Origin of the sequence: Pseudomonas fluorescens, assembly GCF_003732425.1 — a bacterium.
GTDB lineage: Bacteria > Pseudomonadota > Gammaproteobacteria > Pseudomonadales > Pseudomonadaceae > Aquipseudomonas > Aquipseudomonas fluorescens_BE.
This window is the reverse complement of record NZ_MOBX01000016.1, coordinates 647,408-664,630: the sequence shown is the minus strand read 5'-3', so window position 1 is coordinate 664,630 and position 17,223 is coordinate 647,408. Positions and strand designations below refer to the sequence as shown.

Annotated in this window: 14 protein-coding genes; 6 read left to right on the top strand and 8 right to left on the bottom strand. The window is 60.4% G+C overall.

Features of this window, described 5'->3' with window-relative positions:
• Window positions 1-23 precede the first annotated feature (23 nt).
• The 6 genes from glmU (at window position 24) to BK670_RS28715 (ending at window position 7,975) form a co-directional block, all read left to right on the top strand.
• Window positions 24-1,391, top strand: a complete 1,368-nt coding sequence (gene glmU / locus BK670_RS28740; protein ID WP_123454883.1) for a bifunctional UDP-N-acetylglucosamine diphosphorylase/glucosamine-1-phosphate N-acetyltransferase GlmU — start codon at window positions 24-26, stop codon at window positions 1,389-1,391.
• Window positions 1,392-1,553: 162 nt separating this feature from the next.
• A complete protein-coding gene (locus BK670_RS28735; RefSeq protein ID WP_064116539.1) occupies window positions 1,554-2,330 on the top strand; it encodes a DeoR/GlpR family DNA-binding transcription regulator in 777 nt (258 codons plus the stop codon).
• Window positions 2,331-2,332: 2 nt separating this feature from the next.
• Complete coding sequence (gene glmS / locus BK670_RS28730; protein WP_123454880.1) at window positions 2,333-4,165, top strand: glutamine--fructose-6-phosphate transaminase (isomerizing); 1,833 nt, start codon at window positions 2,333-2,335, stop codon at window positions 4,163-4,165.
• A 75-nt stretch (window positions 4,166-4,240) separates the two neighbouring features.
• Entirely contained in the window at window positions 4,241-5,167 is a 927-nt protein-coding gene (locus BK670_RS28725; protein WP_123454877.1) for a LysR family transcriptional regulator, read from the top strand.
• Window positions 5,168-5,272: 105 nt separating this feature from the next.
• Window positions 5,273-5,899 (top strand): glutathione S-transferase family protein, encoded by a 627-nt coding sequence (locus BK670_RS28720; RefSeq protein WP_123454875.1) that lies wholly within the window; start codon window positions 5,273-5,275, stop codon window positions 5,897-5,899.
• Between the two features lie 45 nt (window positions 5,900-5,944).
• Window positions 5,945-7,975, top strand: a complete 2,031-nt coding sequence (locus BK670_RS28715; RefSeq protein WP_123454873.1) for a pyridoxamine 5'-phosphate oxidase family protein — start codon at window positions 5,945-5,947, stop codon at window positions 7,973-7,975.
• A 119-nt stretch (window positions 7,976-8,094) separates the two neighbouring features.
• On the opposite strand, the gene BK670_RS28705 is transcribed toward BK670_RS28715, so the two are convergent.
• The 8 genes from BK670_RS28705 to BK670_RS28670 are packed head-to-tail and all read right to left on the bottom strand — an operon-like array spanning window position 8,095 to window position 17,083.
• Window positions 8,095-9,225, bottom strand: coding sequence for a glycosyltransferase family 4 protein (locus tag BK670_RS28705; RefSeq protein ID WP_123454870.1), 1,131 nt, complete (start codon window positions 9,223-9,225; stop codon window positions 8,095-8,097).
• Entirely contained in the window at window positions 9,226-10,356 is a 1,131-nt protein-coding gene (locus BK670_RS28700; protein WP_123454868.1) for a glycosyltransferase family 4 protein, read from the bottom strand.
• Window positions 10,340-11,707, bottom strand: coding sequence for a glycosyltransferase family 4 protein (locus BK670_RS28695; RefSeq protein WP_123454865.1), 1,368 nt, complete (start codon window positions 11,705-11,707; stop codon window positions 10,340-10,342). The genes BK670_RS28700 and BK670_RS28695 overlap by 17 nt, the downstream gene beginning before the upstream one ends.
• Window positions 11,704-12,957, bottom strand: coding sequence for an ABC transporter ATP-binding protein (locus BK670_RS28690; RefSeq protein ID WP_123454863.1), 1,254 nt, complete (start codon window positions 12,955-12,957; stop codon window positions 11,704-11,706). Before BK670_RS28690 ends, BK670_RS28695 begins: the two co-directional genes overlap by 4 nt.
• A complete protein-coding gene (locus tag BK670_RS28685) occupies window positions 12,957-13,754 on the bottom strand; it encodes an ABC transporter permease (RefSeq protein ID WP_123454862.1) in 798 nt (265 codons plus the stop codon). The genes BK670_RS28690 and BK670_RS28685 overlap by 1 nt, the downstream gene beginning before the upstream one ends.
• Complete coding sequence (locus tag BK670_RS28680) at window positions 13,755-15,197, bottom strand: mannose-1-phosphate guanylyltransferase/mannose-6-phosphate isomerase (protein WP_123454859.1); 1,443 nt, start codon at window positions 15,195-15,197, stop codon at window positions 13,755-13,757.
• 3 nt (window positions 15,198-15,200) lie between these two features.
• Complete coding sequence (gmd, locus tag BK670_RS28675) at window positions 15,201-16,172, bottom strand: GDP-mannose 4,6-dehydratase (RefSeq protein ID WP_011336673.1); 972 nt, start codon at window positions 16,170-16,172, stop codon at window positions 15,201-15,203.
• Window positions 16,169-17,083 (bottom strand): GDP-mannose 4,6-dehydratase, encoded by a 915-nt coding sequence (locus BK670_RS28670; RefSeq protein WP_123454856.1) that lies wholly within the window; start codon window positions 17,081-17,083, stop codon window positions 16,169-16,171. The genes gmd and BK670_RS28670 overlap by 4 nt, the downstream gene beginning before the upstream one ends.
• Window positions 17,084-17,223 lie beyond the last annotated feature (140 nt).

Here is a 17,223-nt window from a genome sequence, read left to right as displayed (position 1 = left end):
CCACCCAGGATTGGTAGCCAGTTATGTCTCTTGAAATTGTTATCCTCGCGGCCGGTCAAGGCACCCGCATGCGTTCGGCACTGCCGAAAGTGCTGCATCCGATTGCCGGCAACTCCATGCTGGGCCATGTTATCCACAGCGCCCGGCAACTTGATCCGCAACGCATTCATGTGGTCATCGGCCATGGTGCCGACGTGGTGCGCGAGCGTCTGGCCGCTGATGATCTGAATTTCGTCCTGCAGGACAAGCAACTCGGCACCGGCCACGCCACCGCTCAAGCGGTGCCGTTCATTACTGCCGACACCGTGCTGATCCTCTACGGTGACGTGCCGTTGATTGAAGTCGAAACCCTGCAACGTCTGCTCAAGCACGTAGTTCCGGGACAGATGGGGCTGTTGACCGTTGAGCTGGAAGACCCGACCGGTTATGGCCGAATCGTGCGTGACGCTGACGGCAAGGTCGCCGCCATCGTTGAGCATAAAGATGCCAGCGAAGCGCAGCGTGCAATCACCGAAGGCAACACCGGCATTCTCGCCGTTCCGGCCAATCACCTGGCCGACTGGATGAGCCGTCTGTCGAACAACAACGCCCAAGGCGAGTACTACCTGACCGACGTGATCGAGATGGCAGTCAACGATGGTCTGGTTGTCGCCACCGAACAACCGCACGATCCGATGGAAGTGCAGGGCGCTAACGATCGCAAGCAGTTGTCCGAGCTGGAGCGTCATTACCAGTTGCGCGCTGGCCGTCGTTTGATGGCCCAAGGCGTAACTCTGCGCGACCCGGCGCGCTTCGACGTGCGTGGTGAAGTGACCGTCGGTCGCGATGTGCTGATCGACATCAACGTGATCCTCGAAGGCAACGTTGTCATCGAAGACGACGTGGTGATCGGTCCGAACTGCGTGATCAAGGACAGCACCTTGCGTAAAGGCGTGGTCATCAAAGCCAACAGTCATATCGACGGTGCCATTCTGGGCGAGGGTAGCGACGCCGGCCCGTTCGCACGTCTGCGTCCAGGCACTGTGCTTGAAGCGCGTGCGCATGTGGGTAACTTCGTTGAGCTGAAAAATGCCCATATGGGTGAGGGCGCCAAGGCGGGGCACCTGACTTATTTGGGCGATGCCGAGATCGGAGCGCGTACCAACATCGGCGCCGGCACCATCACCTGCAACTACGACGGCGCCAACAAGTGGAAAACCGTGTTGGGTGCGGATGTGTTTATCGGGTCCAACAACTCGCTGGTGGCGCCTGTGGATATCTCTGATGGTGCGACTACGGCGGCCGGTTCGACCATTACGCAGAATGTGGATAACGCGCAGTTGGCGGTGGGTCGCGCGCGGCAAAAGAACATCGACGGCTGGAAGCGGCCGGCGAAGATCAAGAAGAGCTGAGTTATCCACAGAGGCTTTTTGAAGATCAAAAGATCGCAGCCTTCGGCAACTCCTACGCGGGACTGTTGGGGGGTGCGATTTTTTTTGAGGGACCGCTTGACGATTTAGGGGCGATAGGTTTTGATTGCTTCCGTTATCTTTCGAAACGAAACTTAAGTCGCCATGTCGAAACGCAACACGCCGCAACGCCGCCACAACATCCTCGCTTTGCTCAACGAGCAGGGCGAAGTCAGTGTGGATGAACTGGCCAAGCGCTTCGAAACCTCCGAAGTTACGATTCGCAAGGATCTCGCCGCGCTGGAAAGTCATGGTCTGTTGCTGCGCCGCTATGGCGGGGCAATCACCATGCCGCAGGAGCTGGTCGCGGAAACTGCGCAGAGCGTTTCCAAATACAAACAGGCGATTGCCCGCGCGGCGGTGAAACGCATCCGCGAGCACGCGCGCATCATTATTGACAGCGGCAGCACCACCGCCGCAATGATCCCGGAACTTGGCCAGCAGCCCGGTCTGGTGGTGATGACCAATTCCCTGCACGTTGCCAACGCCTTGAGCGAACTCGAACACGAACCGGTGCTGTTAATGACCGGTGGCACCTGGGATCCGCATTCGGAATCCTTTCAGGGCCAGGTCGCCGAGCAAGTACTACGCTCTTACGACTTCGACCAGTTGTTCATTGGCGCAGACGGTATCGATCTGGTGCGCGGCACGACGACTTTCAATGAATTGCTGGGACTGAGCCGGGTCATGGCTGAAGTGGCGCGGGAAGTCATCGTCATGGTCGAGGCCGACAAGATCGGTCGCAAGATTCCCAACCTGGAGCTGCCGTGGAGCAGCGTCCATACCCTCATCACCGATGATCGCCTGCCTATCGATGCACGCGATCAGATTCAGGCCCGCGGTATCACCGTGATTTGCGCGGCTGTCAGTCAGGAGAAATAAACATGTGTGGAATTGTCGGCGCAGTTGCTGAACGTAATATCACCGCCATCCTGCTCGAAGGCCTCAAGCGCCTTGAATACCGCGGCTATGACAGCGCCGGTGTGGCGGTCTTCACCAACGACGAAACCCTTGAGCGCATGCGTCGTCCGGGCAAGGTCAGCGAACTCGATGCGGCGCTGGCCGAACACCCGCTGGTCGGCCGTCTCGGCATTGCCCACACCCGTTGGGCTACTCACGGCGCACCGTGCGAACGTAACGCCCACCCGCATTTTTCCGGCGATATCGCGGTGGTGCACAACGGCATCATCGAAAACCATGAAGCCCTGCGTGAACAACTGAAAGCGCTGGGTTACGTGTTTACATCGGACACCGACACCGAAGTCATCGCCCACCTGCTCAGCCACAAACTCAAGGATCAGCCGGACCTGACCGTCGCGCTGAAAGCCACCGTCAAAGAACTGCATGGTGCTTACGGCCTGGCCGTGATCAACGCCAAACAACCGGATCGTCTGGTTGCCGCGCGCAGTGGTAGCCCGCTGGTGATTGGTCTGGGTCTGGGCGAGAACTTCCTTGCCTCCGACCAGTTGGCCCTGCGTCAGGTCACTGACCGCTTCATGTACCTGGAAGAGGGCGATATCGCCGAGATTCGTCGCGATAACGTGCAAATCTGGGACATTAACGGCAACGCCGTCGAGCGCCAGACCGTGCAGTACAGCGATGGTGCCGAAGCGGCCGACAAGGGCGAGTTTCGCCACTACATGCTCAAGGAAATCCACGAGCAACCGGCGGTGGTTCAGCGCACCCTCGAAGGTCGCCTGAGCAACGATCAGGTGCTGGTGCAAGCGTTCGGCCCACAAGCCGCTGAACTGTTCGCCAAGGTGCGCAATGTGCAGATCGTCGCCTGTGGTACCAGTTATCACGCCGGCATGGTCGCCCGTTACTGGCTCGAAGAACTGGCCGGCATCCCATGCCAGGTCGAAGTCGCCAGCGAATTCCGCTACCGCAAAGTGGTGGTGCAGCCGGACACCTTGTTCGTGACCATCTCGCAGTCCGGCGAAACCGCTGACACCCTGGCTGCACTGCGCAACGCCAAGGAGCTGGGTTTTCTCGCCAGCCTGGCGATCTGCAACGTCGGTATCAGCTCGCTGGTACGCGAATCCGACCTGACCCTGTTGACCCAGGCCGGCCGCGAAATCGGCGTGGCCTCGACCAAAGCGTTCACCACGCAATTGGTTGGTCTACTGCTGCTGACCCTGTCGCTGGGTCAGGTGCGCGGCACGTTGGCCGACGGCGTTGAAGCACGTCTGGTTGAAGAACTGCGTCGTCTGCCAACCCGCCTCGGCGAAGCGCTGGCCATGGACAGCACCGTGGAAAAAATCGCCGAGCTGTTTGCCGAGAAGAACCACACCCTGTTCCTCGGTCGTGGCGCGCAATTCCCGGTGGCGATGGAAGGTGCCCTGAAACTCAAGGAAATCTCCTACATCCACGCCGAGGCTTACCCGGCCGGTGAACTGAAACACGGCCCGCTCGCACTTGTGGATAACGACATGCCGGTGGTTACCGTCGCGCCGAACAACGAACTGCTGGAAAAGCTCAAATCCAACCTGCAGGAAGTCCGCGCCCGTGGCGGCGAACTGATCGTGTTCGCCGACGAAAAAGCCGGGATGACTAACGGCGAAGGCACCCACGTGGTGCAGATGCCGCATATCCACGACATTCTCTCGCCGATCCTCTACACGATCCCGCTGCAGTTGCTGTCGTACTACGTGGCGGTACTCAAAGGCACGGACGTCGATCAACCGCGTAACCTGGCGAAGTCGGTGACGGTGGAATAAGTTATCCACAGCTGATATCGGCACAAAAAAATCGCAGCTTCGGCTGCGATTTTTGTATCTGACTTGAGGGGCACCATGGATCGCTTCCAGGAAATGCACATCTTCACCACCGTCGCCCAGGAGCAAGGCTTCTCCTCTGCCGCGCGACGTCTGGGTCTGTCGGCGGCCAGCGTCACGCGAGCGGTGGCGGCGCTGGAGCAGCGCATCGGTACGCAGTTGCTGATTCGTACTACGCGCAGTGTGCATTTGAGCGAAGCCGGGCAGCGATATCTGGAAGACTGTCGGCGGATTCTCGCAGAGGTGCAGGAGGCGGAGGATTCGGCGGCGGGCAGTCATGCCGAGCCGCGTGGACAACTGACGGTCACGGCGCCGGTGTTGTTCGGTGATTTGTTTGTGACGCCGCTGATGGCGCGTTATCTCGCGCAGTATCCGGACGTCACGATCAACGCGGTGCTGGTCGATCGGATCGTCAACATGGTCGAGGAGGGCATCGATGTCGCGGTGCGCATCGGTGATCTGCCGGACAGCAGTCAGCATGCTGTTCGTGTGGGTGAGGTGCGTCGGGTCATTTGCGGCTCGCCGGACTACTTCGCCAGGTATGGCCGACCGGCTCATCCCCATGCGTTGGCGGGCGCGCCAGTGGTGGCGACTTCAGCAATTGGCCAGCAACGCAGTTGGCCGTTTATCGACGCTGGCGAAGCGCTCAGCGTGCGTCCTGAGCCGCGTCTGATCGTGACCGCCAATCAGGCAGCGATTACCGCAGCCTGCATGGGGCTGGGCTTGACTCGGGTGTTGTCCTATCAAGTGGCGAGCAAAATCGCCACCGGTGAGCTGGAAATCGTCCTCGCTGAATTCGAACTGCCGCCATTGCCGATCCACGTGGTGTATCAGGGCGGGCGCAAGGCGCCAGCGCGGATTCGCAGTTTTGTCGATTTCACCGCCAAGGCCTTGCGCGAACATCCTGCTTTGAAAGGCGCCGCGTTATTGCATCCAATGAAATAATCGATTGCAGTTGCTGGTGATTCTGTTCTTTTCGCGCTAAGGGGAAGATGGCCTCCATCGGCGCTCTCATTCCCGCAGCGGCGCCCCTGTTCAGCGGAGTCGACCATGCAAGCGATCAAACTCTACAACTTTCCACGTTCCGGCCACGCCCACCGTGTCGAGCTGATGTTGTCCCTGCTGCAACTGCCGACCGAGCTGATCTTCGTTGATCTGGCCAAGGGTGAGCACAAGCAGCCGGCGTATCTGGCGATCAACAGTTTTGGCCAGGTACCGGCGATTGACGACGGCGGCGTGGTGCTGGCCGATTCCAACGCGATTCTGGTGTACCTGGCGCAGAAATACGGCCACGGCCGTTGGTTGCCAACCGATCCGGTCGGTGCGGCACGGGTGCAGCGCTGGTTGTCGGCCGCTGCCGGGCCGATTGCCTTCGGACCTGCTGCTGCACGATTGGTCACGGTATTTGGCGCACAGTTGAATGCTGAAGAAGCGATTACCCGGGCGCATAACCTGCTCAAGGTGATGGACATCGAGTTGGGCAAAACCGCGTACCTGGCCGGCGACGAGCCGAGCATTGCCGACGTTTCGGCCTACAGTTACATCGCCCATGCACCGGAAGGCAACGTGTCGCTGGACGACTACGGCAACGTCCGCGCCTGGCTGGCCCGGGTTGAAGCCTTACCTGGTTTCGTCGGCATGCCGCGTACGGTGGCCGGTCTGCAAACCACTGCCTGATTTTCGCAATCCACACTGTGCCGACGGTGCAGGGGAGAGGTCGTGATGGAACGTTCACCGTGGCACGCTGGCGAACAGCAATTGCAGGCCCATGTCGGCGTTGCCGAACGCATGGAAGCCTTCGGGCGTAAGGTGATTCGCACCTGGATGCCGGATCAGCACCGTGAGTTCTATCAGCAATTGCCTTTCATGCTGTACGGCGCAGTCGATGCGCAGGGGCGGCCGTGGGCCAGTGTGCTCGAAGGTGCGCCGGGGTTCGCCCGGTCGCCGGATCCCGAGCATCTGCATTTCGCCAGCCAGCCTGCTGCCGATGATCCGGCGCAACTGCGTGACGGCGAGCCGATCGGTTTGCTTGGCATCGAGTTACACACCCGCCGGCGCAATCGCCTCAATGGCCATGTCGGCAATCTGAGCGCTGATGGTTTTGACGTGAGCGTGGATCAGGCCTTCGGCAACTGCCCGCAATACATTCAACTGCGCCAGTTTCAGCGGGTGCCGCTGACGGATCCGCAGACACGCCCGGCCGAGCATCTGAACGGCCTCGATGACGCAGCCATCGCGCTGATCACTGGCGCCGATACGTTCTTCGTCGCCAGTTATGTCGATGTCGACGGCCAGCGTGCGGTGGATGTTTCCCACCGGGGTGGTCAGGCCGGTTTCGTCCGCGTGGAAGGCAATCGTCTGACCATCCCTGATTTCGCCGGCAACCTGCATTTCAACACCCTCGGCAATCTGCTGCTCAATCCCAGGGCCGGCTTGCTGTTCATCGACTTTTCCACAGGCGATCTGCTGCAACTCAGCGGGCGTACCGAGATCCTTCTCGATGATCCGCAGATCGAAGCCTTTCAGGGCGCGGAACGGCTGTGGACATTTGAGGTGGAGAAACTGGTGCGGCGTCCGGCAGCTCTGGCGTTGCGCTGGCGCTTCGACGGCATGTCGCCGACCAGTCTGTTGACCGGTAACTGGGCCGAAGCCGACGCGCGTTTGCAGGCGCAGGCTCTGGGTAATCAATGGCGGCCGTTGCGCGTGGCGAGGATCGAAGCGGAGAGCCGTAACATCCGCTCGATTTATCTGGAGCCGACCGATGGCGCCGGTTTGCCGGTATTTCTCGCCGGCCAGCATCTGCCGCTGCGTTTCACCCTCGACGGTAAGGTGCACATTCGCACCTACAGCCTTTCGAGTGCGCCGTCGGATGGTTTCTACCGGATCAGCGTCAAACGTGAAGGGCTGATTTCCTCGCATCTGCATGAGCAGATTCACGTCGGCGATGTACTTGAGGCGCGGGCACCGCAAGGGCATTTCACTGTCGCGCCGCTGGAGCGCAGGCCGTTGGTGCTGTTGGCCGCCGGGGTCGGCATCACGCCGTTGCTGTCGATGCTGCGCGAAGTGGTGTACCAGGGCTTACGCACGCGGGGGATTCGTCCGACGTTGTTGCTGCAGAGTTCACGCAGTCTGGCGGACCAGCCGTTTCGCAAGGAGTTGGATCGGTTGCTCGAAACTGCGGGCGACGCTGTGCGGGTCCTGCGTCTGCTCAGCCAGCCGGAAGCGGATCTGCAAGAGGGCGAGGATTTTGATGTACATGGGCGCATCGACGGCGCGGTGCTGAGGAACCTGCTGGATGCCGAAGATTTCGATCAGCTCGACTTTTTCCTCTGCGGCCCCGGTGGTTTCACCCAAGGCTTGTACGACACCTTGCGCGAACTGGATGTGCGCGACGCGCAGATTCATGCGGAAACCTTTGGCCCGTCGACCCTGAAACGTCAGGCCGATCCGGACGCGATCGTGATCGAACAACCGCCCGCAGCAACCACCTCGGTTCCGGTGGTGTTCGAGCGCTCGGCGAAAGAGGCGCGCTGGCAGCCCGATGGCGGCAGTTTGCTGGAGCTGGCGGAAAGCCGCGGATTACGCCCGGAGTTCAGTTGCCGCGGCGGTTCGTGCGGTACCTGCAAGACCCGGCTGGTCAGTGGCGCGGTGAATTATCCACAGGTGCCGGCGGACGTTCCGGAAGCGGGGCATGTGCTGATCTGCTGCGCGGTTCCGGCACAAAGCTCACAACCGTTGGTATTAGACCTGTAATGCTCAACCGATGTAGGAGCTGCCGAAGGCTGCGATCTTTTGATTTTGATTTTTAAAAACAAGATCAAAAGATCGCAGCCTTCGGCAGCTCCTACAGGGGATCGGTGTTCAACCCACGCTCAGGCGTAGGACAAAGATTTCTCTTCCAGCAATTCCTGATACAGCTCCGTCCACTTGCGGCCCATGTCATCGGCTGTGAATAACTGCCGATAGCGCGCTTCAGCTTTGACACCCATGGCGGCGGCGCGCACCGGGTCTTCCCACAGCGTGCGCATCGCCTCGCGAAACGCCTGTGGATGACTCGGTGGTACTACAAGGCCGGTTTCGTTGTGGATATTGATGTAGCTGGTACCAGTGCCAATCTCGCTGGAAATCATCGGCTTGCCGTACATCGCACCTTCCAGCAAGGAAATGCCAAAGGCTTCCGAGCGCAGGTGCGACGGGAAGACGATGGCGTAGCTCAGTTGCAACAGCGCGACCTTGTCCTCGTCACCCAGGCGCCCGAGGAAATGAATGTTGCGCAGGCCCAGCGCCTGCGCCTGAGCGTGCAGTTCCAGTTCCAGCGGCCCGGCGCCGACAATGACCACGGGGTAGTCCACGTCTTTCAGGGCATCGAGCAGGATGTGCAGGCCTTTGTAATAGCGCATCACCCCGACAAACAGGAAAAACTTATCCCCAAGTTGCTGGCGCCAGCGGTTCATCCGCTCGGTGTCCGGCTGTGGATAACCGGCCTTGTTCAAACCGTAGGGAATCACCCGGGTCTTGTTCTGAAACTGCTGCAGCACATCGCTGGTGTGCAGGTAGTTTGGCGAAGCGGCAACGATGCGGTCGGCGCTGGCGAGGAAGCGGTTCATCAACGGGCGATAGAGTTTGAGCAGGTGCTTCTGGCGAATGATGTCCGAGTGATAAGTCACCACACTCGGTTTATTCGTCGCGCTGGCGAAGTGCACCAGGTCCATGAATGGCCACGGGAAGTGGTAGTTGACCACATCCGCCTCGGCCGCCATTTCGCGAAACTGTTTGAACACGCTCCAGGAAAAACCGGTGGAGGCGAATTGAATATCGAGTTTGGCCCGGTGCACTTCGTGCTGACCGAGTTGCACCACAGGGGGATTGGGGTCGGCGCTGAGCGTCAGCACCTGGCCGTCGATGCCGTGCTGGGCGCCGCTTTCGCAGAGTTGGAAGATCACTTGCTCAATGCCGCCGACCGAGTCAGGCAGGTACGTCTTGAAAAAATGAAGAACTCGCATTCAACCTCCCATGGCCTGGCGATAGGCACCGGCCGTGGCCTGTGCACAACGTTCCCAGGAAAAAAGCCGTGATTGCTGCAATCCGGCTTCTTGGCATGCCTGCCAATGCACTTGATCGTCGATCAGTCGGCTCAGCGCATCACGCAGGCCTTCTGCATCGTCAGCTTCAATATAGTTGCCCGCTGCGCCCGCGACTTCCGGCATTGCCGAAGAGCGCGTGAGCAGCACCGGTGTGCCGCTGGCCATGGCCTCCAGTACCGGCAGACCAAAACCTTCATACAACGACGGAAAAATCAGCGCGCGGGCGCCGGCCAGCAGTTGCGCCACTTGTTCGTCGGGCAAATAACCGAGCAGGCACACGTGCCCGCTGGCCAGCGCCTGGCGCAAGGGTTCGCTGAACTGTTCGCGCTGCCACCCGGCCATGCCGACGATCAGCAGCGGAAAGCGCTGGCGCACGGCTTCGGGTAACAGGGCGTGGGCGCGCAGGGCCAGGCCGAGATTCTTGCGCGGTTCCAGCGTGCCCACACACAGGAAATATTCCCGCGCCGCCACCGCGTGCGCCTTGAGCACCGCGTCAATGGCGCTTGCTTCGCGCGGATGAAAGCGCTCGGCGACGCCCAGTGGCGCCACCACAAAACGCTCGGCTGGCAGGCCGAAATAGTCTTGGGCCTCGTCGGCAATGGCTTGCGAGTCGGTGAGAATCACCTGCGCCTGTTGCACACCCTGAGCCAATCGGCGCTCGATCTCCTTGAGTCGTGCCGGGGGCTGGGTCTCGGGGAAATGCAGGTGAGTCAGATCGTGCAGGGTGATCACGGTCGGGCCGTCGAAGGCCAGCGGCCACAGGCTCGGTTCGTGATAGAGGTCGATGCCTCGCGCGCGCCCCTGATCAAAGCGTTTCTGCTCCAGCCAGCGGCGCGCCTGATAGGCCCCGGGAATCTGCCGAAAAAGTGGCGTCAGGCGTGAGTAACCGGGCATGGCCGCTTCCGGCAGCGCCGAGCTCCAGCCCCAGCCGTGGAACAACGTCACGTCAATATCTGGCTCGCTGCGCAAGGCGTTGACCAGTTCGGCAACGTAATGGCCGATGCCGGTGCGCGGTGCCTGGAGAATGCGAGCGTTAAGCGCTATGCGCATGCTGCCTCGCTGGCGCCGCCGGCGCTTCCAGGACGTTACGCACACTGCGTTCGGCCAATTGCAGACTGGCTTCACGCCAGCCAATCCATCGCCAGTCCGTGACATCGCGAACGGCCGGGAACTGGCCGCTGCGCTGGCATTGGTTGATCAGGTCGGCAAGGCTTTGCGGATCCTGCAGATCAAAGTACGCCATGAACTCGCCGCCGATTTCGCGGAACACCGCGATATCGCTGCCCATCGCTGGCAAGCCACGCTGCATGGCTTCCACCAGGGGCAAGCCAAAGCCTTCGACGAACGAGGGAAACACCAGCGCACTGGCGTGGGCGTAAGCGTGTTCAAGGCTGGTATCACTGAGGTCGTTGAACATGAACAGACGCTGGTTCAGCTCAGGATGATGGTGCACTCGGGCGAGGAGGGCATCGCATTTCCAGCCGACCCGCCCGGCGATGCACAGCCGGGCCGTTGAGCCAGTGGCCCAGGCACGCTCGAAGGCATCAAGCAGGTACGCGTGGTTCTTGCGTGGCTCGATGGTGCTGACCATGAGGTAGACCGGATCGGTGGTCGTGAACAATTGCTTCAGGCGCGGATCGACACTGGCCTGGTCGGTATGCAGATCCAGTTCGGAACCCAGGTGAAAGAAATCGAACCAGCGCTGATCGGCCTGTTCGCCACCGATTCTGCGCTGCAATTCTTCCCGCACCTGATCGCGCACCGTGGCAGAAATCGCCATGTAGCCATCGGCCGTGCGAGTGATCCAGTCGAACCATTCGTTGAAAACCTCGACCAGACGCGTGTCGTAAAACTGTGGGTGAGTCAGCGGGATCAGGTCGTAGATCACCGCAATCATGCCGACGCCGTCGCGTTTCAGTCGCTCGACGTGGGCAAAAAAATCCGAGTGCCAGGATGAGTCCAGCAGCACCAATTGATCGCCCGGCTGATGCTGCAGGGGTGAACAGCGTTTGAGCAATTGCCTGCGGTTGATCCGTCGAATCAGGCGGATCGGCAGGCCGAACGCGCCGAAGAGGCTCAGCCGATAGCCGACATACAAAATCCGTCGCGCCAGTTTCGAAGTGCACTGTGCATCGCGCCGCTGATGCCATTGCCAGAAGCGATGGGCGAGACGTTCAAGTCGTCCACCAAGAGTGTCCAGTGTGTTGAAAAACGGTGTATCGAGCGGCGCCAGTTGCAGTACGCGGTAAAGTTCGCCGTTGAGTACTACCACCGGCATGCACTCGACACCTTCGGCATGCGCGGGCAGTTGCTTGATGACGTTGCGCACTACGCGCTGAATCCCCGAGTTGACAGTCGGGTGTTTGAACACGTGGGTGCATTCGACGAGCAGTCGGGTCATGGCAAGCGCTCGACAGGCCGCACTTCGGTGTCGCGCGTGATGGTGGTCCTGGCGCCAAGCCATGAACAACCGACAAAATCTTCCTGACGATTATTGATCACGTGGAACACCAGCCCGTAGTCACGCCATTCGAAATTGCGATCGAGGTGAGAGTCCAAGCGCGACAGGCTCAGTGACACGGAATAATTGCCTTTGCCCAATCCCATGACGAAGGCAAAGCGATAGGTGAAGCGCTCGCCGGCGTGCAGGTCGGTCAGCGCCTTGTCCAGACGATGGGTGTTGATGCCGTACATCATCTGGCCCAGACGATCCTTGAGGATAAAGCCCAGCACCAGTCGTTCGATGTCCTTGCGCACTTCGACTTTGACTTCGAGTACCACTGGCTGGCCGACTTCGGCGGCGTCGATGCTGCGATCGTTTTCATCGAGCAGACGCACGCCGAGAATGGCTGCTTCGCCAGTGCCTGATACCGTTTGCACCTCGCCCCCGGCGAGCATTTCCTGACGCACGATCTGGCCTTCGCGCTCGGCCATCAGCGCGTTGTAGTAATCCAGCACCGGTTCGGGTTTGCCGTACATGGCCATGCGGCCATCCTTGAGCAGGATCGCCGAGTCGCAGATTGACTGAATGGCCGAGCGGTCGTGGGAGACGATCAGCAACGTAGTGCCGGATTTGCGGAAGCTGCGGATACGTTCGAAGCTCTTGTGCTGGAAGTAGGCATCGCCCACCGACAGCGCTTCATCGACAATAAGGATGTCCGGGCGCCGAGCCGTGGCCACGCTGAACGCCAGGCGCATCTGCATGCCGCTGGAATAGGTGCGTACCGGGTGGTCGATGGCGTCGCCGATCTCGGCGAAGAGCTCGATGTCGGGTATCAGCGCCTCGATTTCTTCGAGCTGCATGCCCAGCAACTGGCCGGCCATGATTGCGTTCTGACGACCGGTGAAGTCCGGGTGGAAACCCATGCCCAGTTCCAGCAGTGCGGCCACGCGACCGTGCAATTCGATCTTGCCGCTGGTGGGTTGGGTAGTGCCGGTGATCATCTTCAGCAAGGTGCTTTTGCCGGCCCCGTTGGCGCCGACGATGCCCACGGCTTCACCGGGGGCGATTTCGAATTCGACGTCTTGCAGCACCCAGTGCTGGCGGTGCCGGATCGGCGAAAACGGGATCAGCCACTCGGCCAGGCGGCTCCAGCGGTTGGGGTATTGTTTATAGGCCTTGCTCAGGCCGGTGACGCGAATATGCCCCATCAGAGTTCATCCACCATTTCGCCGACGCGCTGGCGAAACAGCCGCAGACCGATCAGACAAAACAGCACGCCCGTGACGAAGATCGGCAGCAGCGAGCTCCAGACCGGCCACTGACCATAGAGAAACAGGTTCTGATAACTGCTGAACAGATTGGTCAGCGGGTTGAGTTGCAGCAGGCGCTGCACCCATTCCGGCAGGATCGTGATCGGGTACACGATCGGCGTCAGCCAGAACCAGAATTGCAGGCAGATGCCGAAGAGCTGGCCGACATCGCGGAAGAACACGTTCAACACGCCGAGGACCATGCCCAGTCCGGCGCAGAACATCATTTGCAGGGCGATCAATGGAATCAGCGCCAGCAACGCCATGCCTGGCCAGCGTCCAGTAATCAGCAGAAAGCCCAGGAACAGGCTGATGATGATCGCGAAGTTGATCCCGGCGTTGCACAGCACAATCACAGGCAGGCAGATGCGCGGGAAGCTGATTTTCTTCAGCAGGTTGGCGTTTTCCAGAAACATGTTCTGGCTGCGCAAGGTGATTTCAGAGAACAGTCCCCATGCCAGCAGCCCGGCGCAGAGGTAGACGCTGTAGGCCATGCTGTCATCCACGCCGGGTAAACGCGCGCGCATGATGTGGGAAAAGATCACGGTGTAAACGACGATCATCGACAGCGGATTGAAAATCGGCCACAGGGCGCCGAACAACGAATTGCGGTACCGCGCTTGAAACTCTCGCTGCACGCTGCCGAGGATGAAACCCCGGTAGCCATGCAGCGAGCGGAACAGGGAAAGCAGCATCTAAACCGTCCTGCCGTATTGGTCTTCGAAGCGGACGATATCGTCCTCTCCCAGGTATTCGCCGCTTTGCACTTCGATGATCACCAGATCGATCACGCCGGGGTTTTCCAGGCGATGCTTGTGGCCGGCGGCGATGAAAGTCGATTCATTCTTGGCCACCAGCGTGGTGCCGGAGCCATTGTTGGTGACTTTGGCCATGCCTTCGACCACCACCCAGTGTTCGTTGCGGTGATGGTGCATTTGCAGCGAGAGCTTGCCGCCAGGCTTGACCACGATGCGTTTGATCTTGAAGCGCGGGCCTTCTTCGAGCACGGTGTAGGTGCCCCACGGACGGCTGACGGTGCGATGCAGACGATAGGCTTCGTGGGCTTTTTCCTTGAGTTGCTTGGCCACGCGGCGGACGTCTTGCGCACGGTCGGCGTGGGCCACCAGTACGGCGTCGGCGGTGTCGACCACGATCAGGTTATCCACACCCACCGCCGCTACCAGCCGGCCGTCGCTCTGGACGAAGTTGTTGTGGCTGTCGATGAAAATCGCTTCGCCGCTGGCGCGGTTGTTGTCGGCGTCGGCCGGCACCAGTGCCGCGACGGCGCCCCAGGAACCGATGTCGCTCCAGTCGAAACCGGCGGGCACGACCACGACTTTTTCCGAGCGCTCCATCAATGCGTAATCGATGGAAATGTCGGTGATTTGCGCGAACAGCGCCGGCTCCAGTTCCTGCTGCAGGCAACCGACGGTTTCGATCGGCGCGCTGGCGGCCATGCAGGCGCGGGTCTGCTCCAGCAGTTCAGGCGCATGCAATTGCAGCTCGGCAATCACCGTGGCGGTGGTGAAGCAGAACATGCCTGAATTCCACAGGAAGTTGCCGCTTTCCAGATAATGGGTCGCGGTTTGCAGGTCGGGTTTCTCGACGAAACGCTGCACTTTCGCCGCGCCTCTGGCATCCAGCGGCGCGCCGGTTTCGATGTAACCGAAGCCGGTTTCCGGCGCGGTCGGGATCACGCCGAAGGTCACCAGATAGCCGTCTTTGGCCAGATTGACCGCGTGCTCGACCGCGGTTTTCAGCGCGTCCTGATTGACGATCAAATGGTCGGCGGGCATCACCACCATGATCGCGTCGTCACCGTGCAGCGCTTGCAGCGACAACGCGGCAGCCGCAATGGCCGGCGCCGTGTTGCGCCCGGTCGGCTCCAGCAGAAAGTGCCCGCGATGGCGCGACACGTGGGCGGCGCAATAGTGATCCTTGCTCTGGAAGTAGTACTCGCGGTTGGTCACCGTGACGATGTCGCCCCAACCGTCGAGCAACGCTGCCGCACGCTGGTAGGTCTTGCCCAGCAGCGACTGGCCGTCGGGCAGATTCATGAACGGTTTCGGATGGCCCTCGCGAGATACCGGCCACAAACGGGTGCCGGCACCGCCGGACAGGATCACGGGAATCAGCATGGCCTACTCCTTGGCGACGCGTTTCATGTCCGCATCCATCATCATGCGGATCAAGGTATCCAGGTCGGTTTTCGGCTTCCAGCCCAGCACGCGCTGAGCCTTGGCCGGATTGCCGAGCAGCACTTCGACTTCGGCCGGGCGGAAGAACGCCGGGTCGATCTTCACGTAATCGCGGTAGTTGAGGCCGACGTGATCGAAGGCGATGCGGCACATTTCCCGTACGGTGGTGGTGACGCCGGTGGCGACCACAAAATCGTCAGGCTTGTCTTGTTGCAGCATCAGCCACATGGCTTCGACGTAATCGCCGGCAAACCCCCAGTCGCGTTTCGCATCGATATTGCCCAGGGCCAGCTCCTGCTGTTTGCCCTGCTTGATGCGTGCGGCAGCGTCGGTGACCTTGCGGGTGACGAACTCGATGCCGCGCAGCGGTGATTCGTGGTTGAAGAGGATGCCGCTGCTGGCGTGCAGGTTGAAACTTTCGCGGTAGTTGACGGTGATCCAGTGGCCGTAGAGTTTGGCTACGCCGTAAGGGCTGCGCGGATAGAACGGCGTGTTCTCATCCTGCTGCTCGGCCTGGATCAGACCGAACATTTCGCTGGTCGATGCCTGATAGAACCGAGTGTGCGGGCTGAACTGGCGGATCGCTTCGAGCAGGTGGGTAACGCCCAGACCGTCGACGATGCCGGTGGTCACGGGTTGATCCCACGAAGCGGCGACGAAACTTTGCGCGGCGAGGTTATAGACCTCGTCTGGCGCCGACTTGATGACTGCACGCTGTACCGAACAGGCATCGGCCATGTCACCGTCCAGATAGACGATGTCGGCTTCGACGCCCATCTCGCGCAAACGCCAGCGCGAGTCGCTGCTGCGTCGTGCGACGAGGCCGTGAACCTTGTAGCCCTTGTCGAGCAACAATTTGGCCAGATACGCGCCGTCCTGGCCGGTGATCCCTGTGATCAGTGCACTTTTAGTCATTCTTGTTCTACTCGCTTCTCCCAGTCGGACAGGATCGCCCGCAGGGATTGTTGTGTGGTGATTGCAGGCGTCCATCCTGTGGTCTGGGTCAGCCTGGCATGGCTGCCGCAAACGCGACGCTGATCGGCGCGACGCATGCGCGCGGGGTCCTGAACCAGTTGCATCTCGACTTCGGCCAGATCGCCGAGCTGCTCGATGAGACTGCGGATGCTTTGCTCACGGCCCGAGCAGATGTTGTAGACCTGGCCTGGTGTGCCTTTTTCCAACAGCGCGAAATAGGCCGAAATCACATCGCCGACATCGAGAAAATCTCGCGTCACGTCGATATCGCCAACTTCCAGTTGCGCTGCTTGCAGGCCCTGTTTGATGCGGTTGATCTGGCGCGCGGCACTGGCGATGACAAAGCTTTCTTTCTGGCCGCTGCCGATGTGGTTGAACGGACGCGCCACCAGCACCGGCCAGCCTTCGCTCAGGCCCCATTGCAGGCTGAGAAACTCGGCCGAGAGCTTGCTCACCGCGTAGGGGTTGCGCGGGCAGGGTAGTTGCTGCTCAGTGATGGGCAGGTTGCTTTCGCTCACCTGGCCGTAGATGTCACCGGAACTGACATACAGGAACGTGCCGGCGAAACCGCGCGCCTTGAGAGCTTGCAACAGATTGAGCGTGCCAAGCAGATTGATTTCGAGGGTGCGTGCCGGATCGCGGAAGGCTTCGGGGACGAATGTCTGCCCGGCCAGATGAATGACTGCATCAGGCAGTTGCGGCCAGAGGTCTGTGAGACTGTGCGGATCGGTAAGGTCGTAGGTGGACGGGGCAGGCAGCAGCTCCCACGACGAATCCGGCAATGCCAGACGCGACTGAATATGTTGTCCCACGAATCCACTGAGACCCGTGACGAACAGACGCTTTTTCAAACAGCGACCCCTTGGTCTTGAACTTGCGCCACTTTCTTACAGGCTTTAAGGAGAGGTCTGTCAGACCTAAGGAAAAACCGGGTGAAAGACAGGCGAAGTCAGTTGTTGTAGTTGTTTGTCACCAATCTGTGCCAATTGCG

Excerpts from the sequence above, each read along its gene's own strand:
- BK670_RS28705 (WP_123454870.1), bottom strand. The coding sequence starts at position 9,225 with ATGCGAGTTCTTCATTTTTTCAAGACGTACCTGCCTGACTCGGTCGGC.
- glmS (WP_123454880.1), top strand. The coding sequence starts at position 2,333 with ATGTGTGGAATTGTCGGCGCAGTTGCTGAACGTAATATCACCGCCATC.
- BK670_RS28720 (WP_123454875.1), top strand. The coding sequence starts at position 5,273 with ATGCAAGCGATCAAACTCTACAACTTTCCACGTTCCGGCCACGCCCAC.
- gmd (WP_011336673.1), bottom strand. The coding sequence starts at position 16,172 with ATGACTAAAAGTGCACTGATCACAGGGATCACCGGCCAGGACGGCGCG.
- BK670_RS28715 (WP_123454873.1), top strand. The coding sequence starts at position 5,945 with ATGGAACGTTCACCGTGGCACGCTGGCGAACAGCAATTGCAGGCCCAT.
- BK670_RS28680 (WP_123454859.1), bottom strand. The coding sequence starts at position 15,197 with ATGCTGATTCCCGTGATCCTGTCCGGCGGTGCCGGCACCCGTTTGTGG.
- BK670_RS28695 (WP_123454865.1), bottom strand. The coding sequence starts at position 11,707 with ATGACCCGACTGCTCGTCGAATGCACCCACGTGTTCAAACACCCGACT.
- BK670_RS28700 (WP_123454868.1), bottom strand. The coding sequence starts at position 10,356 with ATGCGCATAGCGCTTAACGCTCGCATTCTCCAGGCACCGCGCACCGGC.
- glmU (WP_123454883.1), top strand. The coding sequence starts at position 24 with ATGTCTCTTGAAATTGTTATCCTCGCGGCCGGTCAAGGCACCCGCATG.
- BK670_RS28685 (WP_123454862.1), bottom strand. The coding sequence starts at position 13,754 with ATGCTGCTTTCCCTGTTCCGCTCGCTGCATGGCTACCGGGGTTTCATC.
- BK670_RS28725 (WP_123454877.1), top strand. The coding sequence starts at position 4,241 with ATGGATCGCTTCCAGGAAATGCACATCTTCACCACCGTCGCCCAGGAG.
- BK670_RS28735 (WP_064116539.1), top strand. The coding sequence starts at position 1,554 with ATGTCGAAACGCAACACGCCGCAACGCCGCCACAACATCCTCGCTTTG.
- BK670_RS28690 (WP_123454863.1), bottom strand. The coding sequence starts at position 12,957 with ATGGGGCATATTCGCGTCACCGGCCTGAGCAAGGCCTATAAACAATAC.